We start from the raw sequence: 21,816 nt of genomic DNA, 5'->3' as shown, positions 1-21,816 counted from the left end.
TCCTTATGGACATCTATACCGCAACCGGTTGTTACAACCTGTTTGAATTTTATTTCTTGCATTACGTTTCATGTTTTGCACGAAGTTAAATATTCATCCTCGGTTGGTGTGCTTCATTCTAGCTCATGACCATTTCATGTTATTTGTTTTTTTGTTTCACTTTTAATCGGGATTTTTTTATTGCGCAATCCATCCTCCATCCACTGCCATCGAATGCCCGGTAACAAAGGATGACGAATCGGAACAAAGCCAAATCACTGCCTCTGCTACTTCTTCGGGCTGCCCCATCCTGCCGATGGGCTCCATGTTTTCAAATTGTTTCTCTACTTCTTTATTTTTTCCCGTAAAGCGGTCAACCATCGGGGTTTTAATTACACCGGGACAAACTACATTTACCCGGATGCCTTGTTTTGCATATTCAAGCGCAGCATTTTTTGTGAGTCCGATTACCCCGTGCTTGGAAGCGACATAAGCAGGAATTCCCGGAAATCCCACAAGTCCGGCAATGGAAGCATTGTTCACTATGGCTCCTTTGCCTTGCTTAAGCATGTGTGGAATTTCGTATTTCATACAATGCCATATTCCGCGCAGGTTTACATTGATGGTTTTGTTCCAGTTCTCTTCGGTGCATTCATGCGTATTGGCGGTTAATCCCTCTATGCCCGCATTGTTGAAAGCAAAATCCAACCGTCCGAATTTCTCAATCGTTGTGTCAACCATCATTCGCACATTTAATTCTTCTGATACATCACATTTGAAAAATATTGCTTCTCCTCCAAACCCTTTAATAATATTGAGTGTCTCATTGTCTTCCATCCAGTCGGCAATTAACACTTTGGCTCCTCGTTTTGCAAATCCAATCGCTGTGGCTCTGCCGATACCGAAACTCCCTCCGGTAATGATGGCTACTTTATTTTGAAAAGTTTGCTCCATGAAGTATTTATCTTGTTATAAGAAAAAATTACAGGATTCAGAATCCCAGCGCGAACCCATGCCAGAACATACATTGAAATTGTTCCCGCAAGAAAAACAAGAGCGGGAATTACCATAAGCGAGGTGATGATTGTGTGCATGGAATTTTTCATGGCCAAAAGTATTTACTGAAACGCTGATTTTTAAATGAGAGTAATCATATGTGGCGCTGATACTTATCATCCTTTCTCTCCATGCGTACTAAGTTTCTTAATAGAGTTTTGTTCCAACTCCCGGTTAAGGAAAAAGCTGATCACAGTGCGGATTAGAACGATTAATCCCAGCACATAAAGCGATTCCAGTTGCGGGTTATGTGCTGAATGTATGATATCTGCTGCGATAAGAAATTCCAAACCAAGAAGTAAATATGTGCCAAGTTGAATCCTGATTTTCTTGCGTTCATCAATAGAACCGATTTCTTTTTTACTTATCTCTGAACGAAAAAACTGGATGAGGCATAAAACAATTCCCCATAACATAATTACCATTCCGCATAGAACAACCAGATGAGCTATCGGGTCAAACAGGTCAAAAATCCAAGTCATTTTACTTTACTCTTAAAAGTTTAGCATTGACCGCTACTATTACTGTACTTAGGCTCATCAGCACCGCACCGATAGCCGGACTTAATAAGATATCCCATTTGAAAAGAACGCCCGCAGCCAGAGGCAAGGCTATAATATTATATCCGGTTGCCCAAGCCAGATTTTGGGTCATTTTCTTATAGGTCGCTTTGCCGAACAGGATTAAGCTTGTGATGTCCTTCGGATCGCTGTTTACCAAAACAATTCCAGCGGTTTCAGCGGCTATATCGCTTCCGCTTCCAACTGCAATTCCAACATCTGCCTGCGCCAGTGCGGGTGCGTCATTGACTCCATCTCCGGTCATAGCCACGAATTCGCCTTGGCCTTGCAGCTCCTTTATCTTTTCTAATTTCTGATGAGGCAACACTTCGGCAAAATACCCATCCATTGTTAATGTATCACTCACACTCTTTGCAATTTTGGCATTATCCCCTGTAAGAAGAATTGCCTTGATTCCATTATCATGAAGCGTCTTTATTGCTTGATAAGAAGTATCCCTGATTTTATCTGCAAAGGCAATAAAACCGATTAATTTTTCATTTTCGAATACAAATACCCTGGTTTCAACCGCTTCATCGGAATAACTTAATCCGAGTTTCTTCAGGAGAGCCGATCCTCCCGATTGAATTAACTTTCCTTCCACTTTTCCTTTTACACCAACTCCAGGCGTATATTCAAAATTTTCACAGGAAGGGATAGGAAGATTTTCTTCTTTCATCTTTTTTAATATCCCTTTTCCTATATAATGTTCCGAGTTTTGTTCTACTCCGGCAGCGAGCCGCAAAATCTCATTCTCCTTATACTTAGAATCAAGTGAAATAATTCTCGTTACCTCATGCGAACCGAGCGTAAGGGTCCCTGTTTTATCAAAAATAATGGTTGTAATTTTTCTGGCATTTTCAAATGCAGTTCTGTTCTTAATGAGTAAACCATTCTTTGCAGAAAGCGAAGTTGAAACCGCCACTACAAGCGGGACTGCCAGCCCTAGGGCATGAGGGCAGCAGATTACAATTACAGTTACCATTCTTTCCATCGCGAACTCAAACGGTTTTGCTCCTAAAGTCCACCAGAAAATGAATGTGGCAAAACCGGCTGCTAATGCAACAATGGTAAGTATGCGGGCGGCTTTATCTGCAAGCAACTGGGTTTTTGATTTTGTTTTCTGCGCCTCATCAATTAATTTGATTACACGGGACAGGTAAGAATCTTTTGATGCATGGCTGACGCTCACTTTCAGCGAGCCGCTCCCATTTTCTGAACCTGTAATTACTCCATTTATGGAACCCGCAATTACCTTATCGCCTTTTTGTTTTTTTACAGGAATGGATTCTCCGGTAAGCATGGATTCGTTCACATAACTTTCTCCTTCGGTAATTGTACCATCGGCAGCAATATTTTCTCCGGGTTTTATCAAAATCAAATCACCTTCTTTCAGGGAATCAGTTTTTACTTCCATGATATGACTTCCATGAATCATGTGTGCATTGGATGGCATAAGCTGAACGAGCAATTCCAATTCTCTTGACGCACCCGCTATGGATTTCATTTCGATCCAATGGCCAAGCAGCATAATCAGGATAAGGGTACAGAGTTCCCAAAAGAAATCCATTCCTTGCAATCCAAAAACAATCGCCACGCTGTACGCATAAGCTACAGTAATTGCAACCCCAATTAAGGTCATCATGCCGGGTGCGCCCTTTTTTAATTCATCTGCCAATCCTTTGAGGAAAGGATAACCTCCATAAAAAAATACTACAGATGATAAAGCCAAAAGCGCATATTTTGAACCAATAAATTGAATCCTGAACCCGAACCAATGCTGGATCATTTCAGAAAGAAGCATTACAGGGATGGTAATGATAAGTGTAACAAGGAACCTTCGTCTGAAATCCGAAATCATTCCTGCATGATCATGATGATTGTCTTGTTCATACCGCGTCTTCGCATACGAATGATCTATTTCATGAGATGAATGTGATATATGAGCAGTATGTTGGTGGTTCATTAATATAATTTCTAGTATTTGTTAAAATTCTTCTTCTGGATTTTGATGCACGCTCCGAATCATAAGAAATTCATTAATGTTCTCAGTATCTAATGCACCTACTAAAATGCCATCATCAAACACCGGACTAAAGGTGTCTCCGTCCGCAGTCATCTTCTGAAAAATATCCTTTAGTGGCATTTCGGGTTTCAGTGCTAAATAAACTTTCCTCATTACATTTGCAACTGGTGTTTTTCCCCCGGTTTCTTTCAATCCTTTGATAATATCCTTCCTTGTTAAAATACCTTCTACATGATCACCTTCTCCTACTAAAAATTCCTTTTCCTGTCCGCCAAGCAATAGCTCTGTTGCCGCATCAAGTGTATCGGTTGGAGAAAGAAGGGTAAACTTTCGCATGAACACATCTTTCACTTTGTATCCTGTCAAAGCGCTTCGTGCGGTTTCATATTGCGCTTCAGCGCTTGCACCGAGGTAAATGAAAATGCCGATGAACACCAGCCAAAAATTACCAAAAAAACCTGCGAATACAAACAGCATGGCAAGAAACTGTCCTATACCCGCTGCAATTCTTGTCGCCCTTCCCCGCTCGAATTTGTAACTAAGGAGGGCGCGAAGCACCCTTCCTCCATCCATAGGAAATGCAGGAATGAGGTTAAATAACACAAGCACAACATTCACCGCCATTAGGTTGAACAGAAAATTTTCCCCGCCCATCATGGAATGAGTATTTTGCTGCATGGACTGAATATCTTCTGAGGTCGGCAATAAATTTGTGACAGAAAGGAATACATATAGCCCGACTGCAATTACCACATTCACCACAGGCCCCATGATGGCAACCTGCAATTCCTGCCCCGGTTTTTCAGGCAGCCGTTCCATGCTTGCAATTCCGCCAATGGGAAGCAGAGTAATATTTCGCGTTTGTATGGCGAATCGTTTTGCAGTGAGCGCATGCCCGAATTCGTGCAGCACTACACAGCAGAAAACAGCAAGAATAAATCCAACACCGGCAAGTCCATCCTTCCATCCGTGCCCCATTTGGTAATGCATGACAAAAATCCACCCCAACAGGATGAGAAATGTCCAGTGAACAAAGAGCTTTGTTCCTGAATATTTACCAAGATAAAGCGACCACTTCATTCTATTGAGCTTTTAATGATGAATTATAAACCCCTGCAATACAAGCACCGATGAGCCAGCAAATGATGAATATTTCGATCAAGCCGATAAATGCTTCAGTAAAGGAAATATCCATCCTTACGACAGACGAAAAGTCCATTCCGTGAATAATGCTGTTGAAGAATAAAACGGTTCCCTCTTTTCCTACTGTAGCCATCAGAATAATGCATCCGAGATGAAGCAATGCCCCCGTAACTCCAAATGCCAGGCCGAATTTTCTCACGTTAATGCGATTCATGATCTTTTTCTGATTTATGTGTTTGCTTGTGGCCCGAATGCATCATTGGCATCAGCAGATGGCAGGCAAACATGGCTATAATGAAAATGAATAATGACACATCTTTTCCAAGTCCTAAATAAGGCGCAATGAAAATCAGCAGCAAAGGCAAAGTGCAGCCGATGAGCATCCATATTATATGCTTTGTCATTATGGTACAGTTACTGGTTTTATTTTACCTGCAATATCATTTATTACAGATGGATCAATAAGCGTACTGGTATCCCCGAAATCCTTTGTTTCTCCCTGAAGAATTTTCTTCAAAATTCTTCTCATAATTTTACCCGAGCGCGTTTTCGGAAGGCCCTTTACAAAAAATATTTTTTCAGGCTTTGCAATAGGTCCAACAGTTTTGCTTACCAAATCGGTAATTTCCTTTTTGATTTCTTTTTCATCACCAGCGTGATTTCTGCTAATTACGAACGCGGCAATAGCATTTCCTTTAATTGGATGCGAATAACCGATAACGGCAGATTCAACGATACTTTCCTGCCGGTTAATGGCATTTTCAATTTCAGCAGTGCCAAGCAAGTGACCCGAAACTTTGATCACATCATCGGTGCGCCCGGTAATCCTGTAATATCCGTTCTTATCCCGTTTGCAATTGTCTTCGGAAAAATATAATCCGGGGAATTGTGTGAAATAGGTCTTTTTACACCGCTCGTGGTTTTTATAGATGGTCTTCAGCATTCCCGGCCAGGGCTTGCTGAAGCAGAGGTTTCCCTCCACCTCATTGCCTTTTAGTTCTTCTCCTTTCTCATTAACGATCACCGGAACAATACCCGGGAGCGGGAACATAGCATAACCGGGTTTCTGTTCTTTAATAGCCGGAAGAGGGGAGATCATGATACCCCCGGTTTCGGTTTGCCACCATGTATCTACAATAGGACATTTTTCTTTCCCGATATTTTTATGATACCAATGCCATGCAGATTCATTAATGGGTTCGCCTACTGTTCCCAGAAGCTTTAATGAAGCCAGATCATATTTTTCAGTAGGCGGGATTCCAAATGTTTCCAATGTCCTTATAGCAGTGGGAGAAGTATAAAATACATTTACCTTATTTTTCCCGACAATGCTCCACCAGCGGCTTTCATCCGGCCAGGTTGGAACCCCCTCGAACATTACGGAAGTAACCCCGGACAGCAGGGGAGCATATACTATATAGCTGTGTCCCGTAATCCAGCCGATGTCCGCGGTACACCAGTAAATGTCAGTTGGACCACAGCGAAAGACGTTTCTGAAAGTATAATCGGCATATACCATATAGCCGCCAATAGCATGCACTATCCCTTTGGGCTTACCGGTTGAGCCGGAAGTATACAGAATGAACAGCGTATCTTCCGCATCCATTTCCTCTGCCGGGCACATGTCATTTACTTTTATTTCTTCGCCTTTCCACCAAACATCCCTTTCTTCAACCAGGGAAACGGATTCTCCCGTTCTCCGTACAAGAATTACTTTATTCACAGATCGACAATTTTCCAGTGCCTCATCAGCAATTTTTTTTAATGGAATCTTTTTATCTCCGCGATAAGCGCCATCCGAAGTAATCAGAAGTTTGGCCTCAGCATCATTTATCCTGCTTGCCAGCGAACCGGAAGAAAATCCGGCATATACTACAGAATGAACTGCTCCAATCCGGGCACAGGCAAGCATGGAAATAACCAATTCAGGGATCATTGGGAGGTATATACAAACCGTATCTCCTTTTTTTATACCGTTATTTTTCAGCACATTGGCAAAACGACAAACTTTCAGAAAAAGCTCGCGGTAAGAAATTGAAATGAATTTTTCATTCGGGTCATTTGGCTCCCAGATGAAAGCGGTTTTGTTTCCATTTTTCTTTAAATGTCTATCAAGGCAATTTTCAGTAATGTTCAATTTTCCTTCGATAAACCACCGGATATCCGGCTTAGTGAAATTCCACTCAAGTGTTTTAGTCCATTTCTTTCCCCATAAAAATTCATTGGCTTTCTCTTCCCAGAATTTTTCAGGGTTAGAAATAGCATTTGCGTATTCCCGTTCGTAATCCTCGTAAGAATTTATTTCAGGTCTCATTCTGTTTTATTTAATTTAAAATCCTACTATTGCTTCTACCATGAATCCTTTAAAATTTCCTCCCTCGTAAACTGAACCAGTCCACCCATCTCCGGAATAGTTTTGATTTACATACTCGGCTTTTATCATTACTTCATTCGTGAGAAACCATCCTGCACCGGCATTTATTCTGTCTATTGACTTTGTTTCAGCCGGGTTGTTGTTTCCATTGGTTGAGGGCACTGCATCTTTGCCAGTAACCAGATTGTAACGGGCTCCACCATAAAACTGCTCCATGCTGCCGAAACGATAAATCAATTCTGCGCCCGTTTGCGTATAACTGCCCCCAGTAACCGTTCTGCTTACATCCCCTGTTATCATCTCATATATTCCGAAAAACTCCAGTCCTTTGTATTTTATAAATGGGTTTATCTGCCAGGAGAGATATTTCCAGAAGCCGGGAGAAAAACGTCCGCTTCGGAAGTTATCGTCTTCGTTGTATATCTGCATCACATTATAGTAGCGCGAGCCAGTCCGGTCTCCACTGTATAAGTATTGTCCATTGTCGTATCCGGGAGATAGATAAAAGGAACCCATAAGGCGAAGGCGAAAATCCTTGTTAAACGTTTTATCGTAGCCCAGTTTACCATAATAAGACGGTTTCGGGCTTTTCGCTCCTTTAACTACAGTTTGATTTAAGTTTCCATTTGAAACAGCAGCTACAAGAAGCATGTTGTATTTCTGAAAAATTAATTCTCCAAATACTTCCGTATTGAAAGCATCCATAATATAATTTCCTACAAAGGGATTATAGATAGCCTTTGCATTATCCGACCTGCGAAAATGCGCGTCACCGTAATTTATTTCATCCATCCCCACCTTTACGGTCATTACATTCATTAACCTTTTCAGGAAATCCTTTTTGATGAAATCAAGTTTATCAACCTGGAGATATCCTCCTTTTACCCATGCTTCATTATGATGTCTGGAAGAAAGATAAGTGACCAGACTCATTCTCATTCCATCCGCGAGTTGTACATCGAGGTTCAGATTAGCTGTGGGTAAATTAAAATTATTACCAAGAGTGGCCAATGTATCCTTACTTTTTGTACTATGATCCAAAGCCTGAAACTGGATAGCAAAATCCCCGCCTATCCGGACTTTTATTCCGTCAAAAAGCGTTTGGGCTGTATCTTTTGAAGTTTCAAACCGGTTAATTCCCTGCAAGCCCGTTGGCCGGAAATACTGAAGTGTTCTTTTTTCCTGGGCTATGCCCATATTCAGAGTGAAAATTGCTGATATGGCGGCACATAGCAAATGGTTAATTCTCATGTGTTAGGTTTTTATTATCGCAAAACATAAAATAAAAGCGGATAGATACTTTGTCTCCAGTCTTGAAAGCTCCCATCAGGAACTCTGGCGGTTTAATGCCAAAATCAGTCATGTTGATTGCTAACTCTCCGCTAAACTTCAGATGTTTTCCGATTTTTTGGTGTGTGACTTTTGATTGTATGTTTTTAGCAATTCCTGCAATTGTTAATTCTCCCGTTGTATTCATCTGGTCCTTATCAATAATATGGTCTGTAAGCGTGTAACTTATTTCAGGAAATTTCTCTGCCTTAAATGCTTTATACATATTCTCGTCCATTCCTTTCTTCCCGCTTTTCAAGTAATTTACCGGGATGCTGATTTTTGCGTAAGTGATTTTTTTAAGGTCATCACCATCCGATTCCGCGGTTAATACACCTTCTATCTTTTCCGCAGTAACAACCCAATCATGGAGAGTGGAAGTGCCGTACAGATAGACAAAACTTATCTGGGGATCGAGCCCATATTTTACCGGGAGCTGACGCGATGGATAAAATGCAAAAATTCCCGTTAACAGAAATAGTACTACCGCAAGGCCGAAAACCTTTTTTGCCGGAATATTATTTTTAAACTTTCCCTTATCCAAAGTAATTTTTATAGTTATTTGTTATGGACTACGTCTCTTTTAAAACAATCCTCATAGCATTCCAACGCCTTTTGGATCACATTGTGAGCTTCATCCCTTCCGAATGCATTTACCAGTTCCACAGAAGGCTTGATCTCCTTACCCGGAATATTCTTGTAGGTGAGAAAATAATGCTTCAGCCGGTTGATCATTGCCTCTGGAACGTGCTCAATGTCTTTCCAGGATGCATAAACTTCATCGCCCTTCAGCACCGCAATGATTTTATCATCGGCTTCTTCTTTGTCAATCATCCGCAGGCCCCCAATGGGTATGGCATGAAGCAATATATCTCCGTGAATAATGGAGCGCTCGCAAAGCACGCAAACATCCAGGGGATCCCCATCACCTAATGGGATTTTTCTCCCTGTTTGCACCGAGTCGTGTTTAGCCACAAGAGGCCCGCAAAAGGTGCGAGGAATAAACCCGTATAATGCGGGCACAACGTTTGAAAATTTCTGGGGACGATCAATGGTCAGGTATCCGCTTTCTTTATCAACTTCGTATTTTACGGTATCGGTGGGAACTATTTCCACATACACGGTGATTTCTTCGGGTGTATTTTTACCGGGCTCGATTCCATGCCAGGGATGCGCTCTAAAGAGGGGGTAGTTGCGATTGTTCATGGCATTTGCTCTACATATGGTCCGATGAAATGGGATAAGAAATTCCATCAGTGCTATCGTAAATTCCATAAGGAGCAAAAAGCTGCATTTTGCTCTTTGAATCAGTAATTGCTTCCCGACATTTGGAAAAATTATTTTCTTCTTCTAATGCGAGTTCTTCCATTCCCCATTTGCTGTCTGCATTGCCGGAGCTATATTCAGTGGGTGCTGATTTCTGTGGTATGAAATTGTTTTTCATAATTTTACTTTTTGCTCTTAGATATTGGTTATTCTCTTTCTAAAACATGAGTAATGGTTGTGGATGCCGTGCCTCCTATACTTTGGATCACTCCAATACGCGCTTCTTTCTTTATTTTATTGTTTTCAGCTCTGTCAGTCAGTTGAAGATAGGCTTCCACCGCCTGATAAACTCCTGATGCTCCAAGGGCATGTCCTCTTGCTTTCAACCCGCCAAAAGTTGAAATGGGAATTTTTCCATCACCGAATATTTCTCCCTCTTCGGCAAGTTTCCAGCCCTCACCGGGTTTAGCGAATCCCATTGCTTCAAGGGAAAGCGTAGCGATAATGGAATAAGCATCGTGCAGTTCAAAAAAATCAACATCCTTTGCCGTGATGCCTGCCATAGCAAATGCTTTTTGTCCGGAACGTTGAATTCCCTCGGCAGCAAGGGGAGAAGTGCGGCTGCTTATTCCAACGTGTTCAGTTGATGCGGCAGATCCCGTAATTTTTACGCATGGATAATTTCCTCTAGATTTTGGCGAAGGATATTTTGATAAGATAATCGCTGCCGCGCCATCGCATATGGGAGAAGCATCGTAAATACGCACGGGCTCAGAAATATATTTGGATTGCAAGTATTGATCGCGGGTTATTTCCTTTTTAAATAAAGCGTTCGGGTTAAGCATTGCATTTTTATGCGCATTAATTCCGAACATTCCGAATGAATCAGGCGAAACTCTATAATGCTTGATATACATGCTCATTAACCGGGAGTTTAGCGTAACAAAGCTTTCTCCGCGGCTTCCCTCCGTTTCCCAATCGGATGCCGTAGCAATAGCTCGTGTTACAAACTCCTTGTCTTCATGTGACATTTTCTCCAATCCGCATATTGCCACAGTTTCGCAAAAACCGCTCAGGATTGCCATTATACCGGCTCGAATGGCTGCACCTCCCGAACCACAGGCTGCTTCTACAGTAACCGATTCCGTTCCCTTCAACCCGGCTGCTGAGGCCACGAGAGACCCTAATTGCTGCTGGTAATTCAACATGCCCGATAGCATATTGCCTATATAGATCGCATCTACTTCTTCCACACCTGCATCATCCATTGCTTCACGGACAGCTTTGGCACCCATCTCGCGGATGCTAAAAGGAGATTTTTTCTCCACCTGCAACTGGGCGGCACCAACGATATAAACTTTGGATGGTGAATTCATGTTTAAATCATCAATAATGGTTCAATAATTATTTTTTTAATGTCATCAAGCCCTAATTCCCATATGTAAACAGGGAGTTCGCTGAAAATTCCATTGCCCTTTTTATAGGTATCCCAGAATTCATTTTTATTCTCAGCGGGAAGAAAGCATAGCTTTTCCGAAGGATAAATTTTATATCCACTGCCATTTTCAGCTACCTTGAAACTTACAAACTGACCTTTAATCGTTTTATTCTCGTCTGTTATAATTTCAGTGTTTTTAAAATGCGGACTCGACAGATCATAAATATGATAGTCGGTCATTAAAATATTTTTCTTTTTTGTTTTCATGGTTAATACATGTGAAGTCCTCCATTAATCGCCATGTTTGCTCCGGTGATATATTTCGCATCATCTGAAGCAAGATAAGTGACGAGTTTTGCAATCTCTTCCGGAGTTCCTAATCTCCCAACTGGAATTTGGGCTACAATTTTCTCCCTGATTTCTTCTTTTATTGCCATTACCATAGAAGTAGCAATGTATCCGGGAGAAATGGAATTAACCGTAATGCCTTTTTTAGCTGTTTCCAGGGCAAGCGACTTGCTGAAGCCATACATTCCGGATTTTGCTGTGGAATAATTTGTCTGGCCGAATTGACCTTTTTGTCCGTTAACCGATGATATATTGATAATTCTTCCCCATCCTTTTGCAATCATTCCTTCAATGGCCAAGCGAGTACAGTTAAAAACGCTGTGCAGGTTTGTATCAATAACTTCATACCATTGTTCTGGAGTCATTTTATGCAGTGGAGTATCTCGCGTGATCCCGGCATTGTTTACCAGCACATCTATAGCCCCAGCTTTTTCTGCGATCTCCTTCATCATCTTTTGTGTGGATTTATAATCCGCCACATTTCCCTCCACTACTTTTACATCAATTCCCATTTTCAACTGGTCGTCCCTCCATTTTTTCGCTTCTTCGCGCCACTTCATTGCTTTGGTGAAATCGCGGTAGTTGGCGACAACAGTATAACCTTCCTTGTACAAAAATTCGCAGATAGAAGTTCCAATGCCTCCGGTTCCGCCTGTGACTAATGCTACTTTATTATTAGGAGTGCGCATGATTTTTTTCGTGAGCGTTATCAGGAAAACAATGCGAACATTTTTCTCTCACATAAGTTCCCGGTGCAGGTTCAATAATTTTATATTCTTTATTTCCTTCTTTGGCAGGTGCGTTTATTTTTTTTCCTGAATGCGAGGCAAGCCATTCGCTCCACGGAGTCCACCAGCTACCCTCAAAGTGTTTTGAGGTTTCTTTCCATTTTTCGTATCCATAGCCCAGTTTGCCAAATCGGCTGTATCCATATTTCTTTCTCGATGGAGGATTGGCAATCCCCATTACATGGCCTGAATCACCCAGAACGAATTCAACCGGGCCGCTCAGGAGTTCTGTTGTCGTGAAGGCAGTCTGGGGAGGAGAAATATGATCTTCGCGAGTGGCAACAATAAATGTCGGAATATCTATTTGGCCCAAGTCAATAGGAGTATCGCACATTCTGAGTGCATTTTTCCTGCTCAATTTGTTTCCCAATACCATTTCCCGCAGATAGTAGCTATACATTTTTGCCGGAAGATTGGTATTGTCGTTCGTCCAAAAGAGGACATCAAAAGCCGTTGGTTTTTTCCCCTTCAGGTAATTGTTAACTACATAGTTCCAAATGAGGTCGTTGGCACGGATCAGATTGAATGCCCTTTCCATATCATGCCCATGCATGACCCCCTGTTTTTGTAGTTCTCCCCGTTCCAGTTTTCTTACTAGCGCCTGATCAATTACATCTCCCATCGGACCAACATCAGAAAAGTCAAGCATAGAGGCAAGGAATGTCGCTGACTGAGCAGAAATATTTTTTTGTGCATACATCACAGCCAATGCTGTCCCCAATAATGTACCGCCCAAGCAATAGCCGAGCATATTCACTTTTTTACCATTCGTTATAGATTGGATCACCTCTGCTGACCTCAGGATACCCTTTTCGACATAATCATCGAAAGAAGTATTACGCATGAATGGCGTTGGGTTTTTCCATGAAATCATAAATACCGTAAATCCTTTTTCTACCATAAATCGAGCAAAGGAATTTTCGGGCTGAAGGTCAAGAATGTAATATTTATTGATCCAGGGAGGGATGATGAGAAGAGGATTCTCATAGACCTTTTTTCCAGCCGGTTTGTATTGAATTAACTGGATCAACTCGTTCTGATAAACCACCGCACCTGGAGTAATTGCAAGATTCTTACCCACTTCAAAGGCCGTTTCATCCATTTGCGTTATACGCCCCTTTTTGACATCTGTCAGCAGATTCTTATACCCCTGCTTTAAACTTTCACCCTTGGTTTCCTGCGCAAGCTGGATTACTTCCGGGTTGGTAGCTGCAAAATTGGAAGGCGACAGCGCATCAATGTAATGGTTCATGTAAAACGATAACTTACGCTTACGGCCCTCTTCCATATCAACATCATTGACAGATTTCTGCATAAATTCCGTAACCAACAAATAGCTTTGTTTTATATAGTCGAAAAACGGCTGATCCTTCCATTCAGGCGCTTTGAAGCGCTTGTCCTCATGCCTAGGTTCAATTACAGGAGAATATGCTTCTCCATCTTTTCTGTTAAACATTGATAGAAATAATTTTTGCTGCTTATCAAGAAAATTCAGGTAGTTGGCCTGGATCTTAACCATTTCTTCAGGCTCAGCAAATACCTTGCTTGCAAAAGAGGAATAAGTTAATCCTATATCGCGCAGGTCATGCTGGTAGCCCGATAGATTTTCAAAGTAGTTCTGAATGATTTTCTGGTTCGCCCGGAAGGTTTCTTCAAAAATATCCTTCAGGTCGTTTTCCGATTCTTTCATAGCGAAGGATTGGGTAAATAATTTGCAGATGGATTATACGGCTGCTTCTTCTTTTACCGCGTCTTTCCACCAATGTGTAGCCCAGTCGCTAAATATTTCTGCATTTTTTTTCTGGAAGTGATTCAGAATTTGCACCTGGTTATTCAGGTTCTTTGAAAACCGTTCATTGAAATTGAGAGCGAGGTTGATATGCTTATTATAAATATCCGTCATCTTTTTTGTATTCGCGATTGACTGATTTGATGATTCCTCAAGACGCTTTTCGATTAATTGAATCAGGGATTGAATTTCTTCATTATCTGAAACATCAAGATTCCTGAGAGCGTCTGCCAACTTTGCATTGAAATCAACGCATGATTGCAATTGCTGGGATTGAATGTCAATAATAGTATCAATGGCATCCTCTGAAAGTTCTATTGAATTACCGAATGCCTTTTTGGTTTCGCTGATCAATGAGGTACTGGCAAATTCCTTATTGAAAAATTGTTTCTCAAGAGACTCAACAAATTTCTTGTTTGCATCAAAGGCAGACTCAATTTGCTTTGAAGAGGAATCTATGATCTCGCGGATAGTTTCCTTTGATTTTTGTGAAACGGCTTCGATGTTCTCTTTGAACTTTGCCTGCCCATTAGATGATTTTTTCATTTTAATTATTTTTTTGATTAGACATTTGAGTTGATTATTATTTTTTGCTTTTTCCGGTAGTTTTTTTGTTCTCTTTTTTCGTGCTATTAAGCAAATCTGACCAGAGATTCATGTTGTTTTTTGTGAGAACCTCCATTTGCTTGTTAGCAGTTTCAAGCATTCTTTGAAAATCCTTTGAAGATCGGCCGGAGATGGCGATATAATTATTCAGCGTCCTTTTGATTTCTTCATCCGCCATGCGGATATTTTCCTCAGTACTCTTGCGGAATGAGTCATACAAACTGTCGAAATCAACATTTGCCGTCTTGAAGGTTTCATTGAATACTTTAAAGAATTTATGATTGATATCCGCAATTTGTTTTGTCTGCAATTTATAGGCATTCAATACAGAATCTGTGATATTCTCGCCATCTGGCTTCCCAAATGACTTTCCGGAATATAAATTCAGAAATGATGACATCATATTTCTTGATTGTTCAGCCATATTTTCAAAATTCTTCCTCAGCTGTTCTGTGCCGGATGTGAACAGTTCAGGATTTATGCCTGATTTTATTTTATCTGCTTTAACCGGATTGAAGAAATTATTGAACAGATCATAACTGAATTCCATCTGCTTACGGTAAATATCTGACATGGTGGAAAATGTTTCTGAAAATAATTTGTTGGCTGAAGAAATATTTTCTTCGAGCGTGTCGGTATCAAAGTTTTTGTTTCGCATTGATTTTATTTTTTTGTGGTACAAAGAAATTACTGTTTTATTTCTACTGGAATGACTATTCTCATTTCCCAGCCTGATTATTATCAGTTTTGTTTATTTCATATAAATGTTTTCTACCTTATAAAATACTATACCATTTGTGCCAGCATAATTGTTGACTTGCTTCTCTATGCGCATTTATCTCCTCATCATGAGCAATGATGCCCACACTTATAGTGTTCATCATCTCTTATTAAGTTTTGAACGAATCAGTTCGATTAATTCATCGCTATCAAAGGGTTTAGTCAGATAACCATCTGCGCCAAGTTCCATTGCCCATTTCAAATCATTTTTCTCGGATTTAGCTGAGAGAAATATGAATGGAATGTTTTTTTGCTTAATCATCTGGGATAATTCAGTCAGTACCTCATAGCCGTTCTTTTTCGGCATTAGAATATCACATAAAATTAAATCAGGGAGATGCTTTTGAGCGTTTATTATCCCTTCTTTGCCGTTTGATGCAGGTATGGCTTTAAAACCGGCCAATTCAAGTATTTCAGATATGTTTTCAAGAATTGACACCGTATCTTCTATAACCAGAATAGTTGTTTTCATGATTAAATGCGCACGAAGTAAATAGATTCTTCTGTTTTACCTGCTCAGAATTCGACAGCCGGGCATTTTCCATAGCTAAAAGGTCACTGTCTTAAATTCCGGTATTAAAAATATTGATGCAAACATGCACATATATGTATGCATTGTGAAATGACATAAATCATTTTATGGCATGACTTATATCATTATACCATGAAAACGGTATCTACATTTTCGCAAAAAATCAGAATGACTTTATTATGCCAAATATATCTTCATACAAAAGCTGGACATTAAGGGAACAAGCGGACCTTTTTAAATCTCTGGCTCATCCATCCCGTATTGGAATCATAAAATTGCTTTTATCATCCGAACGCGGCAAAATGGCGGTGAAGGAAATTTATGAAAAGATGAGATTAGAGCAGTCCATTGCTTCGAGGCATCTTGGAATAATGAAAAACGTGGGATTTCTTCACAAAGAAACTAAGGGAAAGAATAGTTATTATAGCTTACGAATGGAACATCCTGTTATAAAATGTATTGCACAATGCATGGAGCGTAAATCTTAAAGTTGCCAGAATGGGTCGCCATTTTCCATTGTATGCTATCGCCCCAGAGTTCTTCGTAATCCTCCCTTATCACCCGCGGTTATTTCAGGTTTCCCGGTAATCATTCCCTGATTGTTCCGAACATCATTGCTGTAATCGCAACTATTGCGGTTATAGAGGGATTATTTATCAAAGACGGAGGTGTAAAATACGTATATGTCGTATAAATCTCTTTTAAACTCGTTCGAAATGTTGTTACCTTTGCCCGCCTTCGGTCGCCGAAGCGACCTTCGGCGGACCTAGTCCGCAGGGTCGCGAAGGTGATCATCATTTGGGTTCGAAGCGTAAACCTTCTTTCCTGCCTTCGGTCGCCGAAGCGACCTTCGGCGGATGCAGTCCGCAGTCGCGAAGGCGATCATAATTTAGTGTAATTTTAAAATCCACCTTTTAAGATAGTGGTGCTTAATTAAAAGTCTGAGTTGTTTTTTATCCGATAATTGTCTAAACCACATGAAGCTTCATCGATTTATTTTCTTTACTTTAATTCTGTTCGGTTGGAATTTATTGGCTCAACCTAATTCATCACAAATGGAAAACTTCGCGATAGTAATGCATGGAGGTGCGGGTACTATTCTTAAAAAAGATATGCCGCCTGAACTTGAAAAGCAGTATAGTGATAAAATGAAGGAAGCGCTGCAGGTTGGTTACGATACGCTTAAGAAAGGAGGGACGGCACTTTCTGCGGTTGAAGCTTCAATTAAAATCCTTGAAGATTCGCCGCTGTATAATGCCGGTAAAGGCTCTGCTTTCACATCTGACGGTAAGAATGAAATGGATGCGTCTGTTATGGACGGGAAATCATTGAAGGCGGGTGCTGTAGCCGGTGTGCGGACAATAAAGAATCCGGTTAGTGCGGCCCGGATGGTTATGGAAAAAACACCTCATGTACTTATCGCCGGTAAAGGAGCCGAAAAACTAGCGAAGGAAAACGGTTTGAAAATTGTGGACACTTCTTATTTTTTTGTTCAAAGGCGCTGGGATCAAATGCAAAGGGCAAAGAAAGAAGAAAAAATAAAACTCGATCATTCATCGGATACCAGTGGAAGTATTCAGCCGCTGAACGATATGTTTAATGATAAAAAATTCGGAACCGTGGGTGCAGTTGCACTCGACAAGTTCGGAAATCTGGCCGCAGGTACCTCAACCGGTGGAATGACCAATAAAAAGCCGGGGCGGGTTGGTGATTCACCTATCATTGGCGCGGGTACTTATGCAAATAATGCCACTTGCGCCATTTCCTGTACTGGTCATGGTGAATATTTTATCCGGTATGCAGTGGCCCACGATGTTTCGGCTTTAATGGAGTATAAAGCATTAACACTTGAACAGGCAGCCAATGAAGTGGTGATGAAAAAACTTGTGGAAGCAGGAGGAGAGGGTGGCCTTATCGGGATCGATGCAAAAGGGAACATTGCAATGCCTTTCAACTCGAAGGGTATGTATCGCGGTTTTGTAAAGAAAGGCGGAAAAATTTCGGTGATGATCTATAAAGACGATCTTCCTGAATAGGAAAATTTTATCTCTCGCCAAAATTACTCCTTCGCTATTTCTTTCTTAAAATATCAATAAGCGGACGATCCTGGATCCTGGAATCGATCCAGGCGATCAGGTCAAAATGTTCAAGGAATGCAGGTTTTCCGGATCTTTTCAGGAGTGATGTAATGTCTTCTTTCAGCTGTCTGAAAGCTGCGATTCTGCTATCCGAAGAATTGGCTTTATGTATCCTGTTTCCAAAAAAATTCAGGAGCGTTTCTTCAACTACATGAAGCGAGTCATTTTTTAGAATCCAACGTAATGAAGAGCCGGCCAGTCCTTGCAAGTGCTCGGAATGCCCGAGTTCGAAATGCACCATTAATAACATTAGCCTGGTTTCTTTTTGCACATCGTTACGGTTCCCTGATTTAAAATTCAGGATTTTATTTGCGTAGCGCAGTGATTCACGAAAATTACCGCATAAAAAATTGGCATAAAACAGATTGCCGAATATTACAATATTGCTGTTGGCATTCAGTGTACTATGAGTTATTGTTCGTTTAATGCTTTCCCAGGCGGCCAATGCCTTTTCAGGTCTTAATAAAATCAGTTCACTGCTTACGTAGTTGGAAGTAAGGCTGGCAATAAAGGCAAGTAAATTTTTATTTTTCATTTTTGGAGGCAATGAGAGGTAAAATGCTTTTCCCTTATTAAAGGTTGCTGAAGTTTCCTCAACTCTTTCAGTTCGGAATTGCGCTACCATAAACCTGGATAATGCTGCAATATAATTCTCAGCCCTGTTCTGTAGTTTCAATGGTTCCTTTTCAAGATAGTTAACCCATTCTTTTTGTTTCAGGTATGCCGCATCATTCCATTTTCCTATCCTGTCAGTACAAACAAAATGTATATAATAATAGTACCGTAATGAAGAGAAGGTCAATGCCTTTTTGGGTGATGATAGCAGGGGAGAGTTGATTATTGACTTGAGAATACGTTCGTTTTTTTTGTCCATCTTTTCCTGGCTATTTTCGGTAATTAGCTCTGCCCTCACAGTAAGTGCTCTGAAATCGGAAGCGTTTTTAATATAGGCCATGTAATCGTGTTCCTTCAGCGCGTCCGTCTTTAAATAATCATTCACCTTTTCCGATAACCCGGCTTTTCTGAGGGTGCCTATTTTCAATGAAAGCGCCAGGAGTACATACTCATATTTTTCGTGTTCAATGGCCAGTTTTTCAGCTTTTGACAGTAGTTGCAGGGTTAATTCTACCAGCCTTTTCTTTTCAAGTATCTCGGCCTTATGCAGCAGTTGTCTTAAGCGGCTGTCAATTGACACCTCATTGTGATAATCTGCAAGTGAATTTAATAAGGCCTCAAACAAGTAACTTTTCATTACTTTAAAATTCTTCAGAAAAGCCTCATCTTTTAACTTGTGTTTTAGTCCCGACTCATCATATACGGTCTGCTTATCAATTTTATCAAAGAGCTTTACATAACTATTATATCCCTTTTTACCTGTGGAATGCATCTTAAAATAGCGCTTCTCATGCTTGTCGAGCGATTTGATCAGGTTAAATAATTTGTCAGAAGGGGTCTTCATGTCATATTATATATTGTCGGAATACTTTATCTAAGATACGATATATGAATCTTAAACACCTTACTTTTGATGAAATATTATTTGACTGCCAAAGGCTTTTGGCGTAAATTCATTGAATGTTATCATTCGCCATGACTTCACCTGCAATCATAATCAGAATGTTAAGATTCCGGGTTTCTTATCTGATCGTATTGATTTTTACCGGTGTAATCAACTATGTATATTCTCAGGTGTCCGATAAAGTTTTCAATACAGCTTTACAGGATAATACAGTGGTGTTTCAACATACCAGCATGGCTATAGATCCGTATGTTACAGAAAGTCCTAAGTCCGGATTTATGACTAATGTAGATCTTCTTGATCAGTCTGTAAAAAAGGATGTATCTGCGTCTCAAAAAAAGGCGATAGAAGAAAATATTTCCGCGATGTCCATCAGCTTCAGAAGGAATATGGGGCAATGGGATGAAAAAATTGTATACCAGGGCTCATCACCTGGATGGCATGCAAACATTAACTTTTTGAAAGATGGTTTGAGTTTTGGTTTTTCGAGGGAGAAGGAAGATGAAAAACATCAATTGGATATTGGGGAAGTTGGTCGGGGTAAAGAAAAGCGCGAGTATATGGTGTGGAACCTTAATTTCAAAGGGGCTGACCTGGACGCATTTATTACAGCAGAAGGGAAAGTAGACAGCCATACTAATTACATTCTTGCTTTAAATAATGTGAAAGAGAATGTGCCGGATTACAAGATGATCACCTACAATGAAATATATAAAAATATTGACCTGAGGTATTATAATAACGGTAAGGATTTGAAGTATGATTTCATCGTAAAGCCAGGTGGGAGTCTTAGTCATATACAAATGGATTGTGAGGGAATTGAGAAGTTGAAAATCAATGAAAAAGGTGAGTTGGAGATTAAAACACCATGGGGGACCGTAGTTGAGGAACTGCCGGAGTCCTATCAAATTATAAATGGAGCGAAAAGACTTGTAAAGATTCAGTATAAAATTATTGGCAGAACGACCTTCGGTTTTGTTGCAAGTGAAAATTATATACTATCGGAAGCTTTGGTGATTGATCCTGTTACATTAGCCTGGTGTACCAGAAGTGGCTCAGCTAACGTAAATGCAAACGGGTATATACATGATATTGCTGTTGATGTTGCTGGTAATGTTTATGGTTCCTCCGATGGTGAGCCGAATTATTTAACAACTCCGGGAGTTTATTCGCAGGTGCAAATGCCCGGCGCTTCGTATGTCTTTAAGCTGAATAGTACCGCTACGGCACTTATTTGGGGGACATTTGTGCCTGGTGGCAATTTTGGACATAGTGCAATAGCTGTTGATAATTCGGGTAACGTTTGTGTTGTCGGAGCAAATTCCGGTAGTTTGATAACCACAGCAGGAGCATTCGATGTTACCCCAAATGGTGTTCAGGATGTGTTTATGTTCAAGTTAAATAATAGCGGAGCTGTGTTGTTGTATTCGACGTATATCGGTTCTTCAGGTACGGAGCAGGCTTATGATGTGATAATTGATGGAGCAGGGAGGGTGTGTATTACCGGGACCACTAATGGCGGCGGATTTCCTACAACTGCAGGGGCATTTGATTTAACTTTTAATGGTGCCACTGATGCGTTTTTTTGTAAGATCAATCCTGCGGGTTCAGGAATTGCAGATATGGTGTATTCTACATTTATTGGTGGGAGCGGTAGCGAAGATGGAGTTTGCCTCGCAATAGATGCTGTTAATATGGCTTATATCGGTGGTGTAACTACTTCAAATAATTTTCCTGTCTCTGTGGGGGCATATGACGGCTCCTTTAATGGTTCAACTGATGCATTTGTATTTGGAATAAATCCTGCGGGAACAGGTTTGGCAGACAGGATTTATTCAACGTACTACGGTGGTACTGGTAGTGATGAATGTATTGGTATTGCGGCAAATTCTGCCGGAGAAGTTTTTATTACAGGAAATACAACTTCCGCCAGTCTGCCTGTTACAGCGGGATGTTATGACAATGTTTATAATGGTACCGGTGATATTTTTGTAGCTAAACTCAATTCCGCAGGAAGTACGCTTTTATATTCAACTCATATTGGCATTACATTGGTTTTTCGGCCAAAAATTACTTTGAGTCCCGGTATGTGTGACATCAATGAAGTATTTGTTTCCGCGATGATAAGCAGCGGAACATTTCCCG

At 40.6% G+C, this 21,816-nt stretch carries 22 protein-coding genes; 3 read left to right on the top strand and 19 right to left on the bottom strand.

What is annotated here, in order from left to right:
• Nucleotides 1-177: 177 nt before the first annotated feature.
• The 18 genes from HYU69_13085 to HYU69_13000 all read right to left on the bottom strand — a co-directional run bounded on the left by HYU69_13085 (nt 178) and on the right by HYU69_13000 (nt 15,954).
• A complete protein-coding gene (locus HYU69_13085; GenBank protein MBI2271271.1) occupies nt 178-933 on the bottom strand; it encodes an SDR family oxidoreductase in 756 nt (251 codons plus the stop codon).
• A 218-nt stretch (nt 934-1,151) separates the two neighbouring features.
• On the bottom strand, nt 1,152-1,460 hold the full coding sequence (locus HYU69_13080; GenBank protein MBI2271270.1) for a DUF1622 domain-containing protein: 309 nt from the start codon (nt 1,458-1,460) through the stop codon (nt 1,152-1,154).
• A gap of 58 nt (nt 1,461-1,518) precedes the next feature.
• Nucleotides 1,519-3,561 carry a cadmium-translocating P-type ATPase gene (gene cadA / locus HYU69_13075; protein ID MBI2271269.1) on the bottom strand — a complete coding sequence of 681 codons (2,043 nt, stop codon included), beginning with the start codon at nt 3,559-3,561 and terminating at the stop codon, nt 1,519-1,521.
• Between the two features lie 21 nt (nt 3,562-3,582).
• Nucleotides 3,583-4,701: a site-2 protease family protein gene (locus HYU69_13070; GenBank protein ID MBI2271268.1), complete on the bottom strand. Its 1,119-nt coding sequence runs from the start codon at nt 4,699-4,701 to the stop codon at nt 3,583-3,585.
• A gap of 1 nt (nt 4,702) precedes the next feature.
• Nucleotides 4,703-4,978 carry a hypothetical protein gene (locus HYU69_13065; protein MBI2271267.1) on the bottom strand — a complete coding sequence of 92 codons (276 nt, stop codon included), beginning with the start codon at nt 4,976-4,978 and terminating at the stop codon, nt 4,703-4,705.
• A complete protein-coding gene (locus HYU69_13060; protein MBI2271266.1) occupies nt 4,965-5,171 on the bottom strand; it encodes a hypothetical protein in 207 nt (68 codons plus the stop codon). Before HYU69_13060 ends, HYU69_13065 begins: the two co-directional genes overlap by 14 nt.
• Nucleotides 5,168-7,078 (bottom strand): acetate--CoA ligase, encoded by a 1,911-nt coding sequence (gene acs, locus HYU69_13055; protein MBI2271265.1) that lies wholly within the window; start codon nt 7,076-7,078, stop codon nt 5,168-5,170. Before acs ends, HYU69_13060 begins: the two co-directional genes overlap by 4 nt.
• A 15-nt stretch (nt 7,079-7,093) precedes the next feature.
• Nucleotides 7,094-8,389, bottom strand: coding sequence for a hypothetical protein (locus HYU69_13050; protein MBI2271264.1), 1,296 nt, complete (start codon nt 8,387-8,389; stop codon nt 7,094-7,096).
• Nucleotides 8,379-9,011, bottom strand: a complete 633-nt coding sequence (locus HYU69_13045; protein ID MBI2271263.1) for a YceI family protein — start codon at nt 9,009-9,011, stop codon at nt 8,379-8,381. The genes HYU69_13050 and HYU69_13045 overlap by 11 nt, the downstream gene beginning before the upstream one ends.
• Before the next feature lie 14 nt (nt 9,012-9,025).
• Nucleotides 9,026-9,673 carry an inorganic pyrophosphatase gene (locus tag HYU69_13040; GenBank protein ID MBI2271262.1) on the bottom strand — a complete coding sequence of 216 codons (648 nt, stop codon included), beginning with the start codon at nt 9,671-9,673 and terminating at the stop codon, nt 9,026-9,028.
• Nucleotides 9,674-9,683: 10 nt separating this feature from the next.
• Complete coding sequence (locus HYU69_13035) at nt 9,684-9,911, bottom strand: hypothetical protein (protein ID MBI2271261.1); 228 nt, start codon at nt 9,909-9,911, stop codon at nt 9,684-9,686.
• A gap of 28 nt (nt 9,912-9,939) precedes the next feature.
• Nucleotides 9,940-11,109, bottom strand: coding sequence for a thiolase domain-containing protein (locus HYU69_13030; protein ID MBI2271260.1), 1,170 nt, complete (start codon nt 11,107-11,109; stop codon nt 9,940-9,942).
• A 2-nt stretch (nt 11,110-11,111) separates the two neighbouring features.
• Nucleotides 11,112-11,438: a hypothetical protein gene (locus tag HYU69_13025; GenBank protein MBI2271259.1), complete on the bottom strand. Its 327-nt coding sequence runs from the start codon at nt 11,436-11,438 to the stop codon at nt 11,112-11,114.
• 2 nt (nt 11,439-11,440) lie between these two features.
• Nucleotides 11,441-12,208 (bottom strand): acetoacetyl-CoA reductase, encoded by a 768-nt coding sequence (phbB, locus tag HYU69_13020; protein MBI2271258.1) that lies wholly within the window; start codon nt 12,206-12,208, stop codon nt 11,441-11,443.
• On the bottom strand, nt 12,195-13,997 hold the full coding sequence (gene phaC / locus HYU69_13015) for a class I poly(R)-hydroxyalkanoic acid synthase (protein MBI2271257.1): 1,803 nt from the start codon (nt 13,995-13,997) through the stop codon (nt 12,195-12,197). The genes phbB and phaC overlap by 14 nt, the downstream gene beginning before the upstream one ends.
• Nucleotides 13,998-14,030: 33 nt before the next feature.
• Complete coding sequence (locus HYU69_13010; protein ID MBI2271256.1) at nt 14,031-14,642, bottom strand: hypothetical protein; 612 nt, start codon at nt 14,640-14,642, stop codon at nt 14,031-14,033.
• A gap of 37 nt (nt 14,643-14,679) precedes the next feature.
• A complete protein-coding gene (locus tag HYU69_13005) occupies nt 14,680-15,360 on the bottom strand; it encodes a phasin family protein (protein MBI2271255.1) in 681 nt (226 codons plus the stop codon).
• Nucleotides 15,361-15,582: 222 nt separating this feature from the next.
• Nucleotides 15,583-15,954 (bottom strand): response regulator, encoded by a 372-nt coding sequence (locus tag HYU69_13000; protein ID MBI2271254.1) that lies wholly within the window; start codon nt 15,952-15,954, stop codon nt 15,583-15,585.
• Between the two features lie 239 nt (nt 15,955-16,193).
• Between HYU69_13000 and HYU69_12995 the strand changes: the two genes are divergently transcribed.
• Together HYU69_12995 and HYU69_12990 are read left to right on the top strand one after the other, a co-directional pair.
• A complete protein-coding gene (locus tag HYU69_12995) occupies nt 16,194-16,502 on the top strand; it encodes a winged helix-turn-helix transcriptional regulator (GenBank protein ID MBI2271253.1) in 309 nt (102 codons plus the stop codon).
• A 489-nt stretch (nt 16,503-16,991) separates the two neighbouring features.
• Nucleotides 16,992-18,050 carry an isoaspartyl peptidase/L-asparaginase gene (locus tag HYU69_12990; GenBank protein MBI2271252.1) on the top strand — a complete coding sequence of 353 codons (1,059 nt, stop codon included), beginning with the start codon at nt 16,992-16,994 and terminating at the stop codon, nt 18,048-18,050.
• Between the two features lie 34 nt (nt 18,051-18,084).
• Here HYU69_12990 and HYU69_12985 read toward each other — a convergent pair whose 3' ends face one another.
• The gene (locus HYU69_12985; protein ID MBI2271251.1) at nt 18,085-19,611 is read right to left on the bottom strand and encodes a hypothetical protein; all 1,527 of its coding nucleotides are present in this window, start codon (nt 19,609-19,611) and stop codon (nt 18,085-18,087) included.
• Between the two features lie 158 nt (nt 19,612-19,769).
• Here HYU69_12985 and HYU69_12980 point away from each other — a divergent pair.
• On the top strand, nt 19,770-21,816 hold a 2,047-nt coding region (locus tag HYU69_12980), incomplete at its 3' end, for a hypothetical protein (GenBank protein MBI2271250.1).

It is taken from the genome of Bacteroidota bacterium, from assembly GCA_016183775.1.
Classification (GTDB): domain Bacteria; phylum Bacteroidota; class Bacteroidia; order JABDFU01; family JABDFU01; genus JABDFU01.
The sequence above is the reverse complement of the archived record's forward strand: the minus strand, read 5'-3'. Positions and strand labels throughout refer to the sequence as shown.

Coding starts and splice junctions, on each gene's coding strand:
- HYU69_13085 (MBI2271271.1), bottom strand. CDS start 933: ATGGAGCAAACTTTTCAAAATAAAGTAGCCATCATTACCGGAGGGAGT.
- HYU69_13080 (MBI2271270.1), bottom strand. CDS start 1,460: ATGGTAATTATGTTATGGGGAATTGTTTTATGCCTCATCCAGTTTTTT.
- cadA (MBI2271269.1), bottom strand. CDS start 3,561: ATGAACCACCAACATACTGCTCATATATCACATTCATCTCATGAAATA.
- HYU69_13070 (MBI2271268.1), bottom strand. CDS start 4,701: ATGAAGTGGTCGCTTTATCTTGGTAAATATTCAGGAACAAAGCTCTTT.
- HYU69_13065 (MBI2271267.1), bottom strand. CDS start 4,978: ATGAATCGCATTAACGTGAGAAAATTCGGCCTGGCATTTGGAGTTACG.
- acs (MBI2271265.1), bottom strand. CDS start 7,078: ATGAGACCTGAAATAAATTCTTACGAGGATTACGAACGGGAATACGCA.
- HYU69_13050 (MBI2271264.1), bottom strand. CDS start 8,389: ATGAGAATTAACCATTTGCTATGTGCCGCCATATCAGCAATTTTCACT.
- HYU69_13040 (MBI2271262.1), bottom strand. CDS start 9,673: ATGAACAATCGCAACTACCCCCTCTTTAGAGCGCATCCCTGGCATGGA.
- HYU69_13035 (MBI2271261.1), bottom strand. CDS start 9,911: ATGAAAAACAATTTCATACCACAGAAATCAGCACCCACTGAATATAGC.
- HYU69_13030 (MBI2271260.1), bottom strand. CDS start 11,109: ATGAATTCACCATCCAAAGTTTATATCGTTGGTGCCGCCCAGTTGCAG.
- HYU69_13025 (MBI2271259.1), bottom strand. CDS start 11,438: ATGAAAACAAAAAAGAAAAATATTTTAATGACCGACTATCATATTTAT.
- phbB (MBI2271258.1), bottom strand. CDS start 12,208: ATGCGCACTCCTAATAATAAAGTAGCATTAGTCACAGGCGGAACCGGA.
- phaC (MBI2271257.1), bottom strand. CDS start 13,997: ATGAAAGAATCGGAAAACGACCTGAAGGATATTTTTGAAGAAACCTTC.
- HYU69_13010 (MBI2271256.1), bottom strand. CDS start 14,642: ATGAAAAAATCATCTAATGGGCAGGCAAAGTTCAAAGAGAACATCGAA.
- HYU69_13005 (MBI2271255.1), bottom strand. CDS start 15,360: ATGCGAAACAAAAACTTTGATACCGACACGCTCGAAGAAAATATTTCT.
- HYU69_13000 (MBI2271254.1), bottom strand. CDS start 15,954: ATGAAAACAACTATTCTGGTTATAGAAGATACGGTGTCAATTCTTGAA.
- HYU69_12995 (MBI2271253.1), top strand. CDS start 16,194: ATGCCAAATATATCTTCATACAAAAGCTGGACATTAAGGGAACAAGCG.
- HYU69_12990 (MBI2271252.1), top strand. CDS start 16,992: ATGAAGCTTCATCGATTTATTTTCTTTACTTTAATTCTGTTCGGTTGG.
- HYU69_12985 (MBI2271251.1), bottom strand. CDS start 19,611: ATGAAGACCCCTTCTGACAAATTATTTAACCTGATCAAATCGCTCGAC.